The organism is Streptomyces sp. NPDC027189, assembly GCF_055566975.1.
This window is the reverse complement of the sequence record NZ_JBVHRI010000003.1, coordinates 323,748-344,344: the sequence shown is the minus strand read 5'-3', so window position 1 is coordinate 344,344 and position 20,597 is coordinate 323,748. Positions and strand designations below refer to the sequence as shown.

Below are 20,597 nucleotides of genomic sequence, written 5' to 3'. Positions count from 1 at the left end.
GCAGCTCCGGGATGTGACTACCTGTTCGCATCGTGAGAACCCCCTGTTCCGGTTCATGAGGCAGAGCGGGTTCGGCTGTTGCGGAGGTGGATCGGGGCATTGCGTCGCATGCGACGCCCGGGGGTCGCGAGGCGCGAGCATTGATTCATTACGGCACAGGTAACCGACTGTTACCGGCGTGTGAGGTCCCGCCAGGTGTCCCGGACGACAGAAGTCGGCGCGGGGGAGGCCGTGTTGGGGAAGCAGGCGGCGCGCAAGTCGGTCCACAGGTCGCGCGGGTAGGCGCCGCCGAAGAGAAAGCTTTGCTGCTGCCGTGCGGTCCTGTTGCTGAGGAGCAGGTCGAGGTGGGGGAGGTCGAGGGCGGGCGGCAGGGCGGCGCACTTGTATACGGAGATGCGGACGGTGATCAGGCGGGGGGATCCGGCCTTCACTGTCAGTGGCAGGGGGGGTGTGGTGGTGGCGCCCAACTCGGGCAGTCCGGCGCCGACTTGGTGGACGGTGACGGGGCTGCCGCGAGCGACGTCGATCTCGAACCGGTAGGTCGCGGGGGTGGGTCCGCGGCCCTTGTAGTGGAGGGTGGTGACGCCGGCGGGCCAGGGGTAGGGGTTCGGGGTGGCCTGGGTGGCCGGGGTCGGGCGCAGGGCGAAGAAGGCGCCGGTGGCGGTCGCGGCGATGATCAGAGCCTGCAGGAGACGACGGCGTGAGCGGGAGAGCGCGGCCCAACGCGTGGTGGCGGGTGGGGATTTCGACCACAGCAGGTCGGTGGGGGTGTTCTCGTGAGGGCCGTCGGTGTCATCGGGGTGGTACGGCTCGACGGGCCCGATGCCGGTCATGCTTCACGCTATGCCGGAGCGGGGGGCTCCGCCAATGCCCGCTCGCCCCCGGGGCACCGCGCGGCCGGTTCCCCGGCGCTGCGGGAGACGGGCGATCTCGCGCACCGCGCGCCGGGGAACGGGTGCCGTGCGGCGTCAGGGGGTGGGAGCGTCCTTGAGGACGCAGGTCAGGCGGGCGCTGCAGACGCGCTTGCCGTCCTCGTCCGTGATGGCGATCTCGTACGTCGCCGAGGTGCGCCCGCGATGTACAGGTGTGGCCACGCCCGTGACCAGGCCGGAGCGCACTCCGCGGTGGTGCGTGCAGTTCAGGTCGACGCCCACGGCGATCTTGGAGCTGCCGCCGTGGAGCATGGCGCCGACGGAGCCGATGGTCTCGGCGAGGACGGCGGAGGCGCCTCCGTGCAGCAGACCGTAGGGCTGGGTGTTGCCCTCCACCGGCATGGTGCCCACGACGCGGTCCGCGGAGGCCTCGACGATCTGCACGCCCATGCGCGAGCCGAGGTGGCCCGCGGAGAACAGTGCGGGCAGGTCGACGCCGAGCGCGGCGTACTCGTCGATGACCTCTTGCGGGAACTTCACGGTGTGCTGCTCGCCCATCGGGCCCGGCTCCGTTCGTCGTGGATCACTTCGTCGTGGATCACTCTCACTGAGCAAACGCTCAGTCGGTTGCCGATTGTTCCAGACGTACGACGACGGACTTGCTGGCAGGGGTGTTGCTGGTGTCGGCGGTCGCGTCCAGCGGGACGAGGACGTTGGTCTCCGGGTAGTAGGCGGCCGCGCAGCCCAGGGCGGTCGGGTAGTGCACGACGCGGAAGCCGGGCGCACGCCGCTCGACGCCGTCCTTCCACTCGCCGACCAGGTCGACGTAGGAGCCGTCCGAGAGCTTCAGCTCGCGCGCGTCCTCGGGGTTGACGAGCACGACCCGGCGGCCGTTCTTGATGCCCCGGTAGCGGTCGTCCAGGCCGTAGATCGTGGTGTTGTACTGGTCGTGCGAGCGCAGGGTCTGCAGCAGCAGGCGGCCCTCGGGGAGCCTCGGGTATTCGACGGGCGCGGCCGTGAAGTTGGCCTTGCCGGTGGCCGTCGGGAAGCGGCGCTCGTCGCGGGGGGCGTGCGGGAGCGCGAAGCCCCCGGGGTGCGCCACGCGCGCGTTGAAGTCCTCGAAGCCGGGGATCACGCGCGCGATGCGGTCGCGGATGGTCGCGTAGTCCTTCTCGAACTCCTCCCAGGGGGTACGGGATTCGTGGCCGAGGACGCGGCGGGCGAGACGGCAGACGATGGCCGGCTCGGACAGCAGCTGCCCGCTCGCGGGCTCCAGGCGGCCCCGTGAGGCGTGCACCATGCCCATGGAGTCCTCGACGGTCACGAACTGCTCGCCGCTGCCCTGGAGGTCGCGCTCCGTGCGGCCGAGGGTCGGCAGGATCAGGGCACGTGCGCCCGTGATCGCGTGCGAGCGGTTCAGCTTCGTCGACACGTGCACAGTGAGGCGGGCGCGGCGCATGGCCGCCTCCGTCACCTCGGTGTCGGGCGACGCGGAGACGAAGTTGCCGCCCATCGCGAAGAAGACCTTCGCCTCGCCGTCGCGCAGGGCGCGGATGGCTCGTACGACGTCGTAGCCGTGCTCGCGGGGCGGTGCGAACCCGAACTCCTTCTCCAGGGCGTCCAGGAAGGCGGGGGCGGGGCGCTCGAAAATGCCCATCGTGCGGTCGCCCTGCACGTTCGAGTGGCCGCGCACCGGGCACACGCCCGCGCCCGGGCGGCCGATGTTGCCGCGCAGCAGCAGGAAGTTGACGACCTCGCGGATCGTCGGCACGGCGTGCTTGTGCTGGGTGAGGCCCATCGCCCAGCACACGATGGTGCGCTTGGAGGCGAGGACCATGCGGAGGGCCTCGTCGATCTTCTCCCGGGTGAGGCCGGTCGCGGTGAGGGTCTCGTCCCAGTCGGCGGCGCGGGCGGCGGCCGCGAACTCCTCGAACCCGTGGGTGTGTTCAGCGATGAACTCCTCGTCGACGGCGCCTGAACCCGCGCCGGAGGCGCTGTCGGATTCAGCGAGGATGAGCTTGTTCAGGAGGCGGAACAGGGCCTGGTCGCCGCCGAGGCGGATCTGCAGGAACAGGTCGGTGAGGGCGGCGCCCTTGAGCATGCCCTGGGGGGTCTGCGGGTTCTTGAAGCGCCCGAGGCCCGCCTCGGGCAGCGGGTTGACCGTGATGATCTTCGCGCCGTTCGCCTTGGCCTTCTCCAGGGCCGACAGCATGCGCGGGTGGTTCGTGCCGGGGTTCTGCCCGGCGACGATGATCAGGTCCGCCTTGTGGAGGTCGTCGAGCAGGACGCTGCCCTTGCCGATGCCGATGGTCTCGGAGAGGGCGGACCCCGAGGACTCGTGGCACATGTTCGAGCAGTCCGGCAGGTTGTTCGTGCCGAGCTCGCGGGCGAACAGCTGGTACAGGAAGGCGGCCTCGTTGCTCGTGCGCCCGGAGGTGTAGAAGAGGGCCTCGTCGGGGGAGCCGAGGCTCTTCAGGTCCTCGGCGATGATGTCGAAGGCGCGCTCCCAGGTGACCGGCTCGTAGTGGTCGGCTCCCTCGGGGAGATACATGGGGTGCGTGAGGCGGCCCTGCTGGCCCAGCCAGTAGCCGCTGCGGGTCGCGAGGTCGGTCACCGGGTGCGCGGCGAAGAAGTCGGGGGTGACCCGGCGCAGGGTGGCTTCCTCGGCGACCGCCTTCGCGCCGTTCTCACAGAACTCCGCCGTGTGCCGGTGCTCCGGCTCGGGCCAGGCACAGCCCGGGCAGTCGAAGCCGTCCTTCTGGTTGACACGCAGCAGGGTCAGCGCGGTGCGGCGCACACCCATCTGCTGCTGTGCGATGCGCAGGGTGTGCCCGATGGCGGGCAGCCCGGCCGCCGCGTGCTTGGGCTCGGCGACCTGCGGCGCGTCCTGAACCGGATCGCTTTTCGGCGGCTTGCTGGCCATCGCTGAACCCCTTCGCGTGCACACGTCCCCTGAACGCCTTCGATCCTCGCACGCGGTGCCGACAGCGACGGTGCCCGGTCCCGGACGGTCCGCACTGTCAGTGCGTCGTGGCAGGATCGGGGGCGTGGCAGAAACAGCATCGAAGAAGACCGAGAAGAAGCCTGGCAGCGGCCGCCCGCGCCTCATGCTCATGGACGGGCACTCGCTGGCGTACCGCGCGTTCTTCGCGCTGCCCGCGGAGAACTTCACCACCGCGACCGGCCAGCCGACGAACGCCATCTATGGTTTCGCGTCGATGCTGGCGAACACGCTGCGCGACGAGGCGCCCACGCATTTCGCGGTGGCGTTCGACGTCTCCCGCAAGACATGGCGCTCCGAGGAATTCACCGAGTACAAGGCGAACAGGTCGAAGACCCCGGACGAGTTCAAGGGGCAGGTCGAGCTGATCGGCGAGCTCCTCGACGCGATGCACGCCCAGCGGTTCGCGGTCGACGGCTTCGAGGCCGACGACATCATCGCGACGCTCGCCACGCAGGCCGAGGCCGAGGGCTTCGAGGTGCTGATCGTCACCGGCGACCGCGACTCCTTCCAGCTGGTCTCCGAGCACACGACGGTGCTGTATCCGACGAAGGGCGTCTCGGAGCTGACCCGGTTCACCCCGGAGAAGGTTTTCGAGAAGTACGGTCTGACGCCGGCGCAGTACCCCGACTTCGCGGCGCTGCGCGGCGACCCGTCGGACAACCTGCCGGGCATCCCCGGGGTCGGGGAGAAGACGGCCGCGAAGTGGATCAACCAGTTCGGTTCGTTCGCGGAGCTGGTCGAGCGCGTCGACGAGGTCAAGGGCAAGGCCGGGCAGAATCTGCGCGACCACCTGGAGGCGGTGAAGCTCAACCGCCGTCTCACCGAGATGGTGAAGCACGTGGAGCTGCCCAGGACGGTCGCCGACCTGGAGCGCGCGGCGTACGACCGCAAGGCCGTCGCGATGGTCCTGGACACCCTGGAGATCCGCAACCCCTCGCTGCGGGAGCGGCTCCTCGCCGTCGACCCGGGCTCCGAGGAGGCCGAAGGGGCGCAGCCTGTCGCCGAGGGCGTGGAGCTCGACGGCACGGTGCTGGGCGCGGGCGAGCTGAAGCCCTGGCTCGCCGAGCACGGCACGGTGGTCCTCGGCCTGGCCACGGTCGACGCGTGGGCGCTGGGCACGGGCTCCGTGGCCGAGGTCGCGCTGGCCGCCGCCGACGGTGCGGCCGCATGGTTCGACCCGTCGCAGCTGGACGAGGCCGACGAGAACGCGTTCGCGACGTGGCTCGCCGATCCCAAGAAGCCCAAGGTGCTGCACAACGCCAAGGGCGCGATGCGGGTCTTCGCCGAGCACGGCTGGAGCATCGAGGGTGTGTCCATGGACACCGCGCTCGCCGCCTATCTGGTCAAGCCCGGGCGTCGCTCCTTCGCGCTGGACGCGCTGTCCCTGGAGTACCTCGGCCGGGAGCTGGGGCCCGCCGCCGCGGCCGACGGCCAGCTCGCCTTCGGCACCGACGAGCAGGCCGAGGCCGATGCGCTGATGGCACAGGCCCGCACGATCCTCGACCTGGGCGAGGCGTTCGGCGAGAAGCTGACGGAGGTCGGCGCGGCCGACCTGCTCCGGGACATGGAACTGCCCACGTCCACGCTGCTGGCCCGCATGGAGCGGCACGGCATCGCGGCGGACAGGGCCCACCTGGAGGCCATGGAGCAGATGTTCGCGGGCGCCGTGCAGCAGGCGGTGAAGGAGGCGCACGCGGCCGCCGGGCACGAGTTCAATCTGGGCTCGCCCAAGCAGCTCCAGGAAGTCCTCTTCGGCGAGCTGGCCCTGCCGAAGACGAAGAAGACGAAGACGGGCTACACGACGGACGCGGACGCGCTGGCGTGGCTCGCCACACAGACCGAGAACGAACTGCCGGTGATCATGCTCCGCCACCGCGAGCAGGCGAAGCTGCGTTCCACGGTCGAGGGCCTGATCAAGACGATCGCGGCGGACGGCCGCATCCACACGACGTTCAATCAGACGGTGGCGGCGACCGGCCGTCTCTCCTCCACGGACCCGAACCTGCAGAACATCCCGGTCCGTACGGACGAGGGCCGCGCCATCCGCCGCGGTTTCGTGGTCGGCGAGGGCTTCGAATCCCTCATGACCGCGGACTACAGCCAGATCGAACTGCGCGTCATGGCCCATCTGTCGGAGGACGAGGGCCTGTTGGAGGCGTTCACCTCCGGTGAGGACCTGCACACCACCGTCGCCTCCCAGGTGTTCTCCGTGGAGCGGTCCGCGGTCGACGCGGAGATGCGGCGCAAGATCAAGGCGATGTCGTACGGATTGGCGTACGGGCTGTCGGCCTTCGGCCTCTCCCAGCAGCTGAACATCGACGCGGGTGAGGCGCGGGCGCTGATGGACACCTACTTCGAGCGCTTCGGAGGCGTACGGGACTATCTGCGCCGCGTGGTCGACGAGGCGAGGGCGACGGGCTACACGGCGACGCTCTTCGGCCGCCGCCGTTACCTGCCGGACCTCAACAGCGACAACCGCCAGCGTCGCGAGGCGGCCGAGCGCATGGCGCTCAACGCCCCGATCCAGGGCACGGCGGCGGACATCGTCAAGATCGCCATGCTGAACGTGGACCGCGCGCTGCGCGAGGCGGGCCTCAAGTCCCGCATGCTCCTCCAGGTCCATGACGAAATCGTCCTGGAGATCGCCCCGGGCGAGCGCGCCAAGGCCGAGGAACTCCTCCGCCACGAGATGGCGTCCGCCGTCCACCTCCGGGCTCCCCTGGACGTGTCCATCGGCTCGGGCGCGGACTGGGAGTCGGCGGCGCACTAGCGCTCGGCCCCGCTGCGACATCAAGGGCCCGGCACCGCAAGGTGCCGGGCCCCTGGGCGCTCGCCACGACGGCGAGAACCTCCACGGCGCTGTTCGGGCGAGAACCTCCATGACGCTGTTCGGGCGAGAACCTCCACGGCGCGGGCCTCGAAACCGTCCGCAGGGCAACCCACCCCCGGCGGCCGGAGAAACACGGGCTCGCTGTACCCCCGTCCAACCCCCGGAGGGAACCGTCACCCGCGTGGCCCCCGCAAAGACGCCCCCCGCCCAGAGGGGCCGTAAGGATGCGGGCATGGGTATACGTACGCTCCACCGCCGCACGGCCATGGCCACCGCCGTCGTCCTCGCGGCCACAGCTGTTGTCTCGGCGCTTCTCGCGCCGAGACCCGCGGTCGCCGAGGAAGCCGGCACCGCCCAGGTACCCGCCGCCTGCCGCTCCACCCGTGACCCCGACCGCGCCGCCCGGCTGTCCCGCGACATCCGGGCGGCGCTGTCGTCCCGCCAGGGCACCGTCTCCGTGGCGGTCAGCGACGACGCCACCGGCCTGACCTGCGCCCTCGCGAGCGAACGGCAGTACGACTCGGCGAGCATCGCCAAGGTCATGATCATGGAGGGCACCCTGCGACGGGCGGAGGAGCTCGGCCGCACGCTCACCAACTGGGAACGGGCCAACATCCGCCCCATGATCACCGAGTCGGACAACACGTCCGCCGCGCGGCTGTGGACCGGTCTCGGGCACGCCTACCTCAATCGCCTCCTCGCCCGCGTCGGGACGTCCCGCACCTCGCTGGGCCCGGACGGCTACTGGGGCCTGACCCGCACCACGGCCGCCGACCAGATGCGGCTGCTGGACGTACTCACCAACGCCCGCTCGTTCCTGAAGACCCGCGCCTACGGCCTGAAGCTGATGAGGCAGGTCCGCAGCGACCAGCGCTGGGGCGTGCCCGCCGGCATGCCGAAAGGCCTCACGGCCCAGGTGAAGAACGGCTGGCTGCCCCGGGCGACGCACGGCTGGCGGGTGCACAGCGTCGGGGCGTTCACGGGCCCCCACCGCACGTACCGCATCGTCGTCCTGTCGCACGACAACCCGACGATGGCGTACGGGGTGCGCACCATCGAGCGCATCGCGCGGGCCGTGCACCGCGGCCTGAACCCGGGACGCGGCGCGATCCAGAGTCCCACCCCGGAGGGCGTGATCAGCGAGGAGCCGGACGGCTCGGCTCCGTATGAGCCGCTGCCGGGCTGGGACGAGCCGGAGCCGGACGCCACACCCTGACTGCTACGGCGTACAGCCCGAGGCCGAGCGCCAGGCCCGCGCCCGCGCCGAAGCACAGCGGCGGCATCAACTCCCAGGGCTTCGCGCGGGAGCCCCAGTAGGCCCACCAGCGCGAAGCCCGCTGCACCGCGCCCACGAGCGCGCAGCACCCGAGAACTGCAGCCGCAAGCCATCGGTCGGAAGCGGACAGCACCGGCACCCCCACGGGTTCGCCGGAGGGCGTCCGGCGCAGCGCGACGACCACGAAGACCGCGATCGCGACGGCCCCCACCGCCGAACTCCCGTACTGCGCGTACAAGGACATCGGCGTGCCCCCGATGTTCCGCCCCAGGGCGGGGAGCAGCCGCACTCCCCACCGCTCGTGATGCGTGAACGCGTCCCACACGACATGTGTCAGCGCGCCGAGCACGGCGGAGCCGTACCACCACAAGGCCGTCGACCTACGGGGGCGTTGGGGTGGCGTCCCGCAGCGCAGCAGCCGAGCCGGACGCCCCTGCCGGGCGGGCGGCAGCAGTGCCACCAGGGGCTCGCGCAGCACCAGCCAGGCGCCCACGAGTGCCCACGCGACGAGCACGTCGATGGTGAACACGCCGGTGAAGGAGTGCGTGAAGGTGCCGAACTCCATCGCCCCGGGCAGCACACTCGCCGCGTAATAGGTCATGTCAGGAGCGAACGAACCGGCGACGAGAACGGCGGGAACCAGCCGGCCACGACCGCTTCCGTCACCGCGCACGGCGGGCAGCACGGCCGCCGCATGGCTGAGAGTGAAGGGCAAGTCGTCCCCCTGCGGCTGATGTCGGGTGGTTATGTCCGCTCCGCTGATCGCTGACGCCCAGTATGAGGGACGTGTGAAAGCAGCCGAGTGAGCCACTCGGAGGCGGCATTCCGCGCACCATCACACATGGCCAACCGGTGAATATCGGGCGCGAACGGGTGACCGCGCGACGGAAGTTGTCGTAGGGTCACACGGGTTACCGTGCCGGGGAGCATGGTCGAACACGAGCAGGAAACGCACGAAGAAGCGCAGAAGCGCAGAAGCGGTCGTCCACGGGAGGGGTTCACTCAATGGCGGCGCATTTCGGCAGGAGGCTGCGCAAGGGGGCGGCTACCACCGCCGTGGCCGCGGCCGCGGTCGCGGCTCTGTCCGCGTCCCAGGCCCCGGGAGTGACCACCGACGACCACGGCAGACAGACGACCGGCGCCGAAGCCACACCGGACGCGAGCGGCGACGACACCGCGACCGGCAACTCGCGCTACTACACGGACCTGCCGCCGCTCGACAGCCCGAGCCCGTCGCCGACCATAGGTACGCCCGTTTCCAGGGGTGACGCCGAGGCGGGCATTCCGGCGTCCGTCCTCGACGCCTACAAGAAGGCCGAGGCGTCCCTGCGCGAGTCCAAGCCGGGCTGCAACCTGCCCTGGCAGCTCCTCGCCGCCATCGGCAAGGTCGAGTCGGGCCAGGCCCGCGGCGGCCGTGTCGACGCGAGCGGCACGACGTACTCGCCGATCCTCGGCCCGGTCCTCAACGGCAACGGCTTCGCGAACATCAGCGACACCGACAACGGCGTGTACGACGGCGACTCCACGCACGACCGCGCGGTGGGGCCGATGCAGTTCATCCCCTCCACCTGGGAGTGGGCGGGCCGCGACGGCAATGGCGACGGCAAGAAGGACCCCAACAACATCTACGACGCCGCGCTCTCGGCCGGCCACTACCTCTGCCGGTTCGGCCACGACATGTCGGTCCAGTCGCAGATGAACGCCTCGATCCTCAGTTACAACAACTCGACGGCGTACCTGAACACGGTCCTGTCGTGGCTGGAGTACTACCGCAAGGGCACCCACGAGGTGCCGGACGGCACGGGCACGCTGCCCTCGCACAACAGCGACGACACCTCCGACCCGAGCCCCAGTCCCACGCCGCCGTCGACCTCCAAGCCCAACACCCCCAAGCCGGGCGGTGGTTCGACGAGCCCCAGCCCGGCCCCGTCCACGCCCTCGACGCCCTCCACACCGCCTTCGACGAGCCCGCCGCCCACCCAGACGCCCACCGAGACCGTGGACCACCTGGAGGACGCGGGCACCGGGAAGCTCACGGCGACGGCAGGCGACACCTTCGCCGAGAAGGTCGCCGTACGGACCGAGACCCGGGCCGGCAAGGCGGTGGCGAAGGTCCGGGTGCGGTTCACGATCGTCGGTGACGGCACGGATGCCACCTTCACCGGGGGCGAGACCGTCGCCACGGTCGTCACCGACAGCGCGGGTACGGCCACCGCGCCCGCCCTCGTCGCGGGCGAGAAGACCGGCGACTTCACGGTGCGCGCCACCGTCGTCGGCCGCGTCATGGCCGGCCTCGACTACACGGCGGCCGTCACCCCGCGCCAGGCCGACACCCTCACCCGCACCAGCGACACCGCGCTGACCTGTGTGCCGGGCGGCGAGTTCGCCGACCAGGTCGAGGTGAAGGCCACCTACAAGGGTGCTGTCGCGGACAAGGTCGCGGCCACCGCGACGCTCATCAAGTCGGCGGACGACGCGACCGAGAACGACAAGGGCCCGTATTTCAAGGACGCGGACGGCAAGACCGTACGCACCCTCACGGACCTCACCACGGACGCCGACGGTGTGCTCAAGCTCCCGAAGCTGTACGCGGACGACACCACCGGCACGTTCCTGCTCCGCATCAACACCACGGGCGGCGCGACGCTGACCGTGGAGCTGAAGGTGGCGGCGGCCACCTCGTAGTCCGTACGCGCGTCCAGGGCGCTCCTCCGCTTCCGGGCGGAGGGGCGCCCTCGTCTATGTGTGCAACGTGTTCTCATCTCGCCCCGCCGTTGCTACGGTGCCGGACCTGACGACCTATCAGCTCCTGGCCCTCGGGAGGCCGCATGCGTGCCCTCATCGCCGCCGCGATCGGTCTCGCCGTGGCGCTCGCCCTGGTGCTGACCATCACGGCCATGGGCTCACCGGCAGGGAAGACATCACCGAAGCCGCTGCTGACCACCGTGCCCAAACACCCGTAGACCGTGCCCCCGCACCCGTAGACCGTGCCCCCGCACCCGTACACCGTGCCCGCACACCCGTAACTCCCAGGGAGGGACGCCGAGATGCGCCGCAAGGCAAGCCTGATCCTGCTCGCCTTCGCCGTGTTCTTCACGGCGCTGTCCCCACTGCTGCGCTGGTACGCCTTCCCGCGCCTGGCGAAGATCCCCGCCAACCAGTACCAGGACATGGTGCTGGAGGCGAAGGACGCGACCCTCCTCGACTACGGCACCATGAAGGCCAGGAAGGTCCCCAAGGTCACCATCGTGCAGACCCTCAAGGGCAACGTCGAGGCCTCCGAGAAGATCGAGAAGACCGCGGGCCGCGACGTCGTCGTCTGGGACTCCCTCTCCTACGTGCAGGGCCCCGACGGCAAGATGGTCTCCAAGATCCCCGAGCGCTACATCTTCGACGCTCACAGCCAAGACCCTGTCCATGCCACCGGCGAGATGGTCGACGGCGACCCCGTCACACGCGAGGGCATCGAGTTCAAGTGGCCCTTCATGACGGAGAAGCGGGACTACGAGTACTTCGACGCGCAGACCCGCACCACCAACCCCATCCACTACAAGGGCACCCAGAACTTCCGGGGAGTCGAGGTCTACTACTTCGAGCAGACCATTCCCTGGACCAAGGTCCACTTCCCCAAGACCATGCCGGTCAAGGGCATCACCCAGGAGTCGCTCGCCAAGACGGGAACGACCATCTGGTACACCACGGTCCGTAAGTTCTGGGTGGAGCCGGTCACCGGAGCGCCCGTCTACGGCGAGGAGCTCCACAAGGAGGAACTCCGCGGCGGGACTCTGCTGGGCGGCCGTGACAAAGTGACCGCCTTCTCCGGGCACGTGAAAATGCGCGAGGACTACATCAAGTACACGGTCGACCTGGTCAAGTCGAACCGCACCCTGGTCCTCCTGATGACCTCGTACCTCCCCTGGGGCTTCCTGCTTCTGGGTGCCGGTCTGCTGTCGCTGTCCTTGTACCTGGAGGCCCGCAGCCGCCGCCCCGGCGACCCGGCGCCGACGGAGGCTGCGGAACCCGAGCCGATCAACGCCTGAGCCGGGCGTTGGTGTGCCGGGTGGGCTCGGCGGTTGCCGGGTCCTCGGGCCACGGGTGCTTGGGATAGCGCCCGCGCAGTTCGGCCCGCACGGCCTTGTAGCCGTCCCTCCAGAACGAGGCGAGGTCGGCGGTGACGGCGGCGGGCCGTCCTGCGGGGGAGAGCAGATGCACGAGCACCGGCACTCCGGCGACGCGAGGGGTCTCGGCCAGCCCGAACATCTCCTGCAGCTTCACCGCCAGCACGGGCCGTTCCGGATCCTGGTAGTCGATCCGGATTCTGGACCCACTGGGCACCTCGATCCGCTCCGGTGCGAGCCCGTCGAGCCGCGCGGCATCGCCGGTGGCCCACGGAAGCAGCCGGCCGAGCCCCTGACCGGCATCGATCCTCCCCAGGTCGGACCGCCGACGCGCCCGCCCGAGCTCCGGCTCCAACCACTCCTCCACGCGCGTGTGGAGGGCGTCGTCACGAACGTCGGGCCAAGGAGCACCGAGCTGCTGGTACAGAAAGGCGAGCCGCTGCCGCAGCAGCTCCGCGTCCCGCGTCCACCGCAGCAGCCCGAGCCCCTCCTCCCGTAGACCCTCCACAAGAGCCTCTCGTACGAGCCCTGAGTCGGCGTCCTTCATCGGGCGCACCGCCAGCTCCACGGCCCCCAGCCGCTCGACCCGCCGCGCGACGACGTCCCCGTCGGCCCAGTGGACCTCGTCCTCCTCGGCATACAGGCTCCCCGCGGCCCGCCGCGCCGTCTCCTCGTCGATGACGGCCCCGAGCCGCACACGCGCGTGCCCGGCGCCCACGGGCCGATCCGCCACCGCGACAGCGAGCCAGGGAGCTCCCCGCAACCCAGTGCCGTCCCCGAGCTCGGCCCGGGTACCGGAAGCCATCAGGTAGGAGCCCCCTTGAGGCCGTGCGACCCGCTCCGGGAAGGCGAGGGCAGCGACGAGACCCACGACGCGGTCGTCCCCGGCGCTTGCCCGCCCACTCGCCCTGGACGTGGCGGAGGCGGGCGTGGAAGGCGCGTTGCCGGTCTGTGGGCCACGGGTGGCGGTGGTGCCGGGGTGCGGTTCGACGGTGGCTGTTGCCGAAAGAGAGTCACCGGTGGGCGGGTGCGAAGAGTCCGTACCGGTGGAGGCACCGGCCCGCAGGCGCCGGGCCTCCGCGCGCCAGCGCCCGGCGTAGGCGTCGCCCCCGCGCCGGGCGGTACGCCACGCCGCGGCGAGGTCGTCGCCGTACTCCCGAGGCGGCTCCTCGCTCAAGAGGGCGACGACCTCGGAGGCCCGCTCCGCACCGACCGAGGGGGCCGCGTCCAGCAGCGCCCGGGCCAGCCGCGGGTGCAGCCCGAGCCGGGACATGCGCGCACCCCGTTCCGTGGCCCGCCCCGCGGAATCCACCGCACCGATGGCCGACAGAACCGAGCGCGCCGCCGCCATCGCCCCACCCGGCGGCGGGTCGAGGAGCGCGAGCCCCGTCGCGTCCGGGTCGCCCCAGCAGGCCGCCTGGAGGGCGAACGCCGTCAGGTCGGCCACCTTGATCTCCGGCGCGGGGAAACGGGCCAGACGCGCGTTCTCGGCCTCCGCCCAGCATCGGTACACCGCTCCTGGCGCCTCGCGCCCGGCGCGCCCCGCCCGCTGCCGCCCCGCCGCCTGCGAGGCCCGTACGGTCGTCAGCGCGCTCAGCCCGCGCGCGTGGTCCACCCGCGGCTCCCGCGCGAGCCCGGAGTCGACGACCACCCGTACCCCGGGAACCGTCAGCGACGACTCGGCCACCGAGGTCGCGAGGACCACCCGGCGCCGTACACCCGGCGACAGCACCGCATCCTGCACGGCGGCCGGCGCCCGCCCGTGCACCTGAAGCACGTCCACCTCGCCTAGGTCCCCCAGCTGCCCGGCGACCCGCGCGATCTCCCCGACGCCGGGCAGGAAGCACAGGACGTCCCCCTCGCGCTCGGCCAGCGCCCGCCGCACCACCGACGCCACATGCGTCAGCAGCGCCGGGTCCACCCGCATCCCGTGCGGCGGCCGTACCGGGCGTACCGGCGGCGCCCACACCACCTCGACCGGATACGAGACTCCCCGCGCCTCGACCACCGGCGCGTCGCCCAGCAGCCGGGCCCACCCCTCGGCGTCCGTGGTGGCGGACGCGGCCAGCAGTCGCAGCTCGGGGCGGAGAGCGGCCCGTACGTCCAGCAGAAAGGCGGCCACCGTGTCGGCGTCCAGATGCCGCTCGTGGCACTCGTCGAGCACGACGACGTCGACGTCCGCCAGCTCCTGGTCCCGCTGGAGCCGCTGCAGCAGGACACCGGTCGTGACGACCTCCACGCGCGCGTGCCGGCCCACCACCCGCTCCCCGCGCACGGTGTAGCCGACGCTCTCGCCGACCTTCTCGCCCAGCAGCCACGCCATCCGCCGCGCGGCGGCCCGGGCGGCGATACGCCGTGGCTCGGCGACGACGACCCGGCGTACCGGCCGCCCGTCCTCCAGCAGACCGGCGAGCGCCAGCGGGACGAGGGTCGTCTTGCCGGTGCCGGGCGGCGCCACGAGCACCGCGCTGCCGCCGCCCTCCAGGGCGTCGTTCAGACCGGGCAGCGCGCCGCGTACGGGCAGCAGGTCCAGGGCGTCGTAACGGATCACGCCCCCAGTCTCGTACGAGCGTCAAACCCGTCCTGTACGCCCGTCGAACTGCCCTCCACGTGCGCGGTGGCCCCTCCACGCGGCGAAGGGGTGCCCACGCACGCGTGGGCACCCCTTCGTCGCGCGATCAGTCCCGCTCGCACACGAAGATTGCCGTCCCGGGGATCAGATTCCCGCGCAGCGGGGACCAGCCGCCCCACTCCTGGGTGTTCCAGTCGGGCCACTCCGGCTCGACCAGGTCGACCAGGCGGAACCCGCCGGCCACCACGTCGCGGACGCGGTCGCCGATCGTCCTGTGGTGCTCGACGTACACCGCGCGGCCCTCTTCGTCCTGCTCCACATAAGGAGTGCGGTCGAAGTAGGAGGCGGAGACGCTCAGCCCCTCGGGGCCCGGCTCGTCCGGGAACGCCCAGCGGATCGGATGCGTCACGGAGAAGACGAAGCGGCCCCCGGGGCGCAGCACCCGGCGCACCTCCCGCAGGACGCGGACCGGGTCGGCGACGAACGGCAGCGCGCCGTAGGCCGAGCACGCGAGGTCGAAGGAGCCGTCGGCGAACGGCAGGGCGCCCGCGTCGGCCTCCACGAGGGGCACGGAATCGCCGATGCGCAGCGCGTGCTGGAGCTGGCGGTGGGAGAGGTCCAGGGCAACCGGACGCGCCCCCTGGCCGGCCAGCCAGCGCGAGCACTGGGCCGCCCCGGCGCCGATCTCCAGGATGTCCTTGCCCTTCAGGTCCTCCGGCGGGCCGAGCAGCTCGGCCTCCACCTCGTCGAGGCCCTCGGGCCCCCACACGAAACGGTCGTCTCCGAGGAACGTGCCGTGCTCGATCTGGTACTCGTCCGCGTTCCGGTCCCACCAGCCGCGATTGGCGCGGGAACTCTCCGTGACGCCCGCGTCGCGTCGGGTGGCTTCGGGCTCGAACGGTTCGGGCTCTTGGATGATCGGCTCCCTCGTCGTACTCTTCCGTCCAACCCGTCTCGGGCGTGTCACGACAGAGGCGCCCTATGGCCTGCGTGGCCTTATGAGACAGGTCTTGTGCCGGGTATGCGGCGATCCGCCCCGGGTGTGCGCCTTCGCGCATTGACCCTGCCCGGCTGCCCCCGTATGCTACAAGTTGCGCTGCGGGCCTGCGCTCCTCAGACGTAGCAGGCTGCGCTCGCATCTGTATGTATGTCCCCTCGGTTTTCGAGGCGCCACTGGGATGTGTTTGTAAAAACACCGTCCAGGCTGGGCGCTTCCTTGGCTGTCCGGCCTTCTGCAGAGCGAAACGGGCTCCCGGCGTAAGCAGTACCTACGACTCACTGTCCGTACCGGAGCCCTTTCCCACATGACGAGCAGCACCGAGACCACCGCCACCACCCCGCAGGTTGCGGTCAACGACATCGGTAACGAGGAAGCCTTCCTCGCCGCGATCGACGAGACGATCAAGTACTTCAACGACGGCGACATCGTCGACGGCGTCATCGTGAAGGTCGACCGGGACGAGGTCCTGCTCGACATCGGTTACAAGACCGAAGGTGTCATCCCGAGCCGCGAGCTCTCGATCAAGCACGACGTCGACCCGAACGAGGTCGTGGCCGTCGGCGACGAGATCGAAGCCCTTGTTCTCCAGAAGGAGGACAAGGAAGGCCGCCTGATCCTCTCGAAGAAGCGCGCCCAGTACGAGCGCGCCTGGGGCACCATCGAGAAGATCAAGGAAGAGGACGGCATCGTCACCGGTACCGTCATCGAGGTCGTCAAGGGTGGTCTCATCCTCGACATCGGCCTCCGTGGCTTCCTGCCGGCTTCTCTCGTCGAGATGCGCCGTGTCCGCGACCTCCAGCCCTACGTGGGCAAGGAGCTCGAGGCGAAGATCATCGAGCTGGACAAGAACCGCAACAACGTGGTCCTGTCCCGCCGCGCCTGGCTGGAGCAGACCCAGTCCGAGGTTCGCCAGACGTTCCTCACCACCCTGCAGAAGGGTCAGGTCCGCTCCGGCGTCGTGTCCTCGATCGTCAACTTCGGTGCCTTCGTGGACCTGGGCGGCGTCGATGGTCTCGTGCACGTCTCCGAGCTCTCCTGGAAGCACATCGACCACCCCTCCGAGGTTGTCGAGGTCGGCCAGGAAGTCACCGTCGAGGTCCTCGACGTCGACATGGACCGCGAGCGCGTCTCCCTGTCGCTCAAGGCGACGCAGGAAGACCCGTGGCAGCAGTTCGCCCGTACGCACCAGATCGGTCAGGTCGTCCCGGGTAAGGTCACCAAGCTCGTTCCGTTCGGTGCGTTCGTCCGCGTGGACGAGGGCATCGAGGGTCTGGTCCACATCTCCGAGCTGGCCGAGCGCCACGTGGAGATCCCGGAGCAGGTCGTCCAGGTCAACGACGAGATCTTCGTCAAGGTCATCGACATCGACCTGGAGCGTCGCCGGATCTCGCTGTCCCTGAAGCAGGCCAACGAGTCCTTCGGTGCCGACCCGGCCTCGGTCGAGTTCGACCCGACGCTGTACGGCATGGCCGCGTCGTACGACGACCAGGGCAACTACATCTACCCCGAGGGCTTCGACCCCGAGACCAACGACTGGCTCGAGGGCTACGAGACCCAGCGCGAGGCGTGGGAGCACCAGTACGCCGAGGCGCAGCAGCGCTTCGAGCAGCACCAGGCGCAGGTCATCAAGTCCCGCGAGGCCGACGCCCAGGCGGCGGCCGAGGGCGGCGACGCGGGTGCGGCTCCGGCCGCCGCCGGCGGCGGTTCGTACTCCTCGGAGTCGGACGACACCTCCGGCGCCCTGGCGTCGGACGAGGCCCTCGCCGCGCTTCGCGAGAAGCTCGCGGGCGGCCAGAGCTGAACCGTGTAGGTTCCGCCAGGCAGTAGCTGGTCGGCGGCCCGCACCCCGTTTGGGGTGCGGGCCGCCGGTCTTTTATGCCGTTGGTGGGGGCTGATCGCGCAGCCCCGCGCCCCTGCGGGGCGCTGCCCCGGATGGCGCTATTGGGTGACCGTGATGTTGGTGAGGCCCCTGCCTCCGGTCACCGTGTTCGCCGCGTAAACGGTCGTCTTGCAGCTCGTGCTGTAGTTGGCCACGTTGATCGCGAGCTGTTTGTCGCCCGTCGCGCCCGTCAGGTCCGAGGTGTTGGAGCGGAACACCGTGCCGCAGCCCCAGCCGGACTGCTGGGTGTGGGTTTCGTAGCCGTCGTTCGTCGTGGACTTGCCCCTGTTGTTCTCCACGAGGACGTCGTTGCCCTTCACGTCGACCCAGGAGTCGTCGTAGTTGGCGCCGGTGAGGCCGCTGCCGTCGAAGGTGTTGCCGGTGATGCGGGCGCCGGTGGTGCCCTCCTTGATGTCGACGTTCTCCCCGCCCACGTCCGGGCCGATCGTGTTGCCGGTGATCTGGATGCGGTCGCTCTTGTCGGAGGTTCCGCCGGCCGTTCCGACGTACACGCCCTCGCCCATGCCGCGCCCGTCGTTGCCGGTGTCGTAGATCTTCGAGTTCTTGATCACGCCGTCCGTGCTGGAGCTGCGGAAGTGGACGCCCTCCATGTCGAGTCCGTGGACGGTGACCGTGTCGACGACGACGCCCTTCGCCGAGTCGATCATGATGCCTTTCTGTCCACCGGTGACGGTGAGGCCCTGGACGGTCCAGTACGAGGCGCCGTTGAGATGGAGACCGTAGCCGCCGCTCGCCTTGAGGACGGCCTTCGAGGACCCGGTGAGGGTGATGCGGGCGCCGGAACTCGCCGCCGTCGACGTCTTGAAGTTGCCCGTGTACGTGCCGTCGGCGAGGCGGATCGTGTCGCCGGGGGATGCCGAGCTGAGCGCGGACTTCAGCTGGGCGGCGGTGGAGACCTCGATGACCTCGGCGGCCTCGGCCGGGGGAGCGGTCAGGGCCGTGCCGACCGTGGCTGCCGTCGCGGCGAGCAGAGGGGTGAGGAGTGTGCGTCGGATACGCATGTGGGGGGACCTTCCCGTCGGTTCGCAGAGAAGCGTGTTCTTGTACGTGAACTTTGGGTGTCCATGTGAACGTAGGGGTGCTGCATGCTCGCGTCAAGGTCTGGACCAGTCCGAGTGTGCGGGGAGGGAAACGTGGCAGATACACGAGTAACTCCCGTGCTGTAACAGGGCGTTGCCAGGATCCCCAGATCATTCAAGATCGTGAGGGGAGCCGAAGTCATGGCAGCACAGCGGCGATCTACCGACGCGAGCCGGCGCGCCTTTCTCCGCAATGTGGGTCTCACCGGTGGGGCGGGCGCGATGTTCGCCACCATGGGCGCCCTCGGCCTCGCGCCCACCGCGCAGGCCGCAGGACGTGAACAGCCCTTCCGTGCACTGAAGTCGAGCGATTTCACACTCACCGGACGCGGTGCCGCCAAGGTCGTCATCGTCGGCGGCGGCATCGCCGGACTCGCGTCCGCGTACGAGCTCGGCAAGGCGGGCTACGACTGTACGGTCCTGGAGGCCAGGGACCGCACCGGTGGCCGCAACTTCACCGTGCGCGGCGGCGATACGACCACCGATCTCTACGGCAACACGCAGACGGCCCGCTTCGGCGAGGGCCACTACATGAACGCGGGCCCCGCCCGCCTTCCGCAGTGGATGATCACTCTCGACTACTGCCGCGAACTCGGCGTCCCGATCGAGGTGTTCACGAACACGAACGCGGACGCGTACATCTACAACGAGTCGACCGGCATGACCAAGCCGATGCGGTACCGCACCGCCAAGGCCGATGTCTACGGCTACGTCTCCGAGTTGCTCGCCAAAGCCACCGACAAGGGTGCTCTCGACAAGGAGCTGACCGCCACCGACCAGGAGAAACTCGTGGAGTTCCTCAAGGACTTCGGCGAACTGGGCGACAAGCTGACGTACGAAGGCGGTGAGCGCCGCGGCTACACCACCGTCCCCGCCGCGGCGGGAACCCCCGGTGCGCTCCTCGGCGACATCCCCACCGCCTCCGAGGTGTTCGCCAGCGGCGTCGGCCGCTACTTCTCCTTCGAGTTCGGCTTCGACCAGGCGATGCTGATGTTCCAACCGGTGGGCGGCATGGACCAGATACCGAAGGCACTGACGAAGGCGATCGGGGCCCATCGCATCCGTACCGGCGCCGCGGTCTCCAAAATCACCGACAAGGGGAGTGGCGTCACCGTCACTTACACCCAGGGCGGCCGTACGAAGTCCATCGACGCCGACTACTGCATCGGTGCCCTGCCGCCCAACATCCTCGCCAAGATCCCGCACAACCTCGGCTCCGGAGTGCAGAGCGCCCTGGAGGCGATCACTCCCTCGTCGGCGGCCAAGATCGGTCTGGAGTACCGTTCGCGCTGGTGGGAGCTTGATCACAACATCTACGGCGGTATCACCGAGACCGACCAGGACGTCACCCACATCTGGCACCCCTCGTACGGCTTCCACGGCGAGCGCGGTGTGCTGATCGGCTACTACAACTACGGCGACAACGCCGACTCGTACGCGAAACTCACCCCTGAGGAGCGCGAGAAGCGTGCGGTGGCCGCGGGCGTGAAGATCTACGGCGAGAAGTACCGCACCGAACTCGCGTCCTCCTTCTCGCATCACTGGCGCCAGACACCCCACCTGGAGGCCGCCTGGCACGAAACCCCCGGCGGGCCCGACGACGCCCGCTACAAGCCGCTGAACGAGCCCGCCGGGCGGGTCTACTTCGCCGGCGACTGGCTCAGCTACACCGACGCCTGGCAGCACGGTGCCTTCACCTCCGCCCGCAAGGCGGTCACCGCGCTGCACGCGCGCGTGCTGTCCTCGTAACACGCGCGTGCTGTCCTGGTAGCCGTCGGTGAATGCCTGGACAGCCCTCTGTGGACGACTCGGCAACTGTCCGCGGATGTCCTTCCAGCCGCTCGTGGCGGCTGAGAAGTCGGCAGGAGGCGGCGGTGCGGAGCGCGGGCGGGAATGCCCGCGCTCCGCACCACGTTGTGCAGTACGAACACGAGGAGGAGCGGTCA

The 20,597-nt window shown here is 70.1% G+C and carries 14 protein-coding genes; 7 read left to right on the top strand and 7 right to left on the bottom strand.

The features are described 5' to 3' along the window. Positions 1-170: 170 nt before the first annotated feature. The 3 genes from ACZ4RZ_RS09410 to ACZ4RZ_RS09400 form a co-directional block, all read right to left on the bottom strand. Positions 171-833 carry a hypothetical protein gene (locus ACZ4RZ_RS09410; protein ID WP_467743381.1) on the bottom strand — a complete coding sequence of 221 codons (663 nt, stop codon included), beginning with the start codon at positions 831-833 and terminating at the stop codon, positions 171-173. A gap of 135 nt (positions 834-968) precedes the next feature. After that, entirely contained in the window at positions 969-1,430 is a 462-nt protein-coding gene (locus ACZ4RZ_RS09405; protein WP_467743380.1) for a PaaI family thioesterase, read from the bottom strand. Positions 1,431-1,491: 61 nt separating this feature from the next. After that, on the bottom strand, positions 1,492-3,795 hold the full coding sequence (locus ACZ4RZ_RS09400; RefSeq protein ID WP_467743379.1) for an FdhF/YdeP family oxidoreductase: 2,304 nt from the start codon (positions 3,793-3,795) through the stop codon (positions 1,492-1,494). Positions 3,796-3,919: 124 nt separating this feature from the next. Here ACZ4RZ_RS09400 and polA point away from each other — a divergent pair, with 124 nt between their 5' ends. Further along, positions 3,920-6,646 (top strand): DNA polymerase I, encoded by a 2,727-nt coding sequence (gene polA / locus ACZ4RZ_RS09395; RefSeq protein WP_467743378.1) that lies wholly within the window; start codon positions 3,920-3,922, stop codon positions 6,644-6,646. A gap of 292 nt (positions 6,647-6,938) precedes the next feature. Beyond that, on the top strand, positions 6,939-7,922 hold the full coding sequence (locus ACZ4RZ_RS09390) for a serine hydrolase (protein WP_467743377.1): 984 nt from the start codon (positions 6,939-6,941) through the stop codon (positions 7,920-7,922). Here ACZ4RZ_RS09390 and ACZ4RZ_RS09385 read toward each other — a convergent pair. After that, positions 7,843-8,697 carry a DUF4184 family protein gene (locus ACZ4RZ_RS09385; RefSeq protein ID WP_467743376.1) on the bottom strand — a complete coding sequence of 285 codons (855 nt, stop codon included), beginning with the start codon at positions 8,695-8,697 and terminating at the stop codon, positions 7,843-7,845. The two genes, ACZ4RZ_RS09390 and ACZ4RZ_RS09385, sit on opposite strands and share 80 nt — an antisense overlap. A gap of 290 nt (positions 8,698-8,987) precedes the next feature. On the opposite strand from ACZ4RZ_RS09385, the gene ACZ4RZ_RS09380 reads away from it, so the two are divergent. From ACZ4RZ_RS09380 to pgfA, 3 genes are all read left to right on the top strand, one after another. Next, entirely contained in the window at positions 8,988-10,667 is a 1,680-nt protein-coding gene (locus ACZ4RZ_RS09380; RefSeq protein WP_467743375.1) for a lytic transglycosylase domain-containing protein, read from the top strand. Between the two features lie 143 nt (positions 10,668-10,810). After that, entirely contained in the window at positions 10,811-10,945 is a 135-nt protein-coding gene (locus ACZ4RZ_RS09375; RefSeq protein WP_369245870.1) for an SPW_0924 family protein, read from the top strand. Positions 10,946-11,029: 84 nt separating this feature from the next. Beyond that, complete coding sequence (pgfA, locus tag ACZ4RZ_RS09370) at positions 11,030-12,022, top strand: cell envelope lipid trafficking protein PgfA (RefSeq protein ID WP_467743374.1); 993 nt, start codon at positions 11,030-11,032, stop codon at positions 12,020-12,022. On the opposite strand, the gene ACZ4RZ_RS09365 is transcribed toward pgfA, so the two are convergent. Beyond that, positions 12,012-14,651, bottom strand: coding sequence for an ATP-dependent RNA helicase (locus ACZ4RZ_RS09365; protein WP_467743373.1), 2,640 nt, complete (start codon positions 14,649-14,651; stop codon positions 12,012-12,014). The genes pgfA and ACZ4RZ_RS09365 overlap by 11 nt on opposite strands. 127 nt (positions 14,652-14,778) lie before the next feature. Beyond that, on the bottom strand, positions 14,779-15,639 hold the full coding sequence (locus tag ACZ4RZ_RS09360; RefSeq protein WP_467743372.1) for a class I SAM-dependent methyltransferase: 861 nt from the start codon (positions 15,637-15,639) through the stop codon (positions 14,779-14,781). Positions 15,640-15,976: 337 nt separating this feature from the next. Between ACZ4RZ_RS09360 and rpsA the strand changes: the two genes are divergently transcribed. Further along, positions 15,977-17,473: a 30S ribosomal protein S1 gene (gene rpsA, locus ACZ4RZ_RS09355; protein WP_189187642.1), complete on the top strand. Its 1,497-nt coding sequence runs from the start codon at positions 15,977-15,979 to the stop codon at positions 17,471-17,473. Between the two features lie 137 nt (positions 17,474-17,610). Here the strand turns inward: rpsA and ACZ4RZ_RS09350 are convergent, their stop codons facing one another. Beyond that, a complete protein-coding gene (locus tag ACZ4RZ_RS09350) occupies positions 17,611-18,573 on the bottom strand; it encodes a right-handed parallel beta-helix repeat-containing protein (protein WP_467743371.1) in 963 nt (320 codons plus the stop codon). Positions 18,574-18,873: 300 nt separating this feature from the next. Between ACZ4RZ_RS09350 and ACZ4RZ_RS09345 the strand changes: the two genes are divergently transcribed. Then, complete coding sequence (locus tag ACZ4RZ_RS09345) at positions 18,874-20,400, top strand: flavin monoamine oxidase family protein (RefSeq protein WP_467743675.1); 1,527 nt, start codon at positions 18,874-18,876, stop codon at positions 20,398-20,400. The last annotated feature ends 197 nt before the right edge of the window (positions 20,401-20,597 follow it).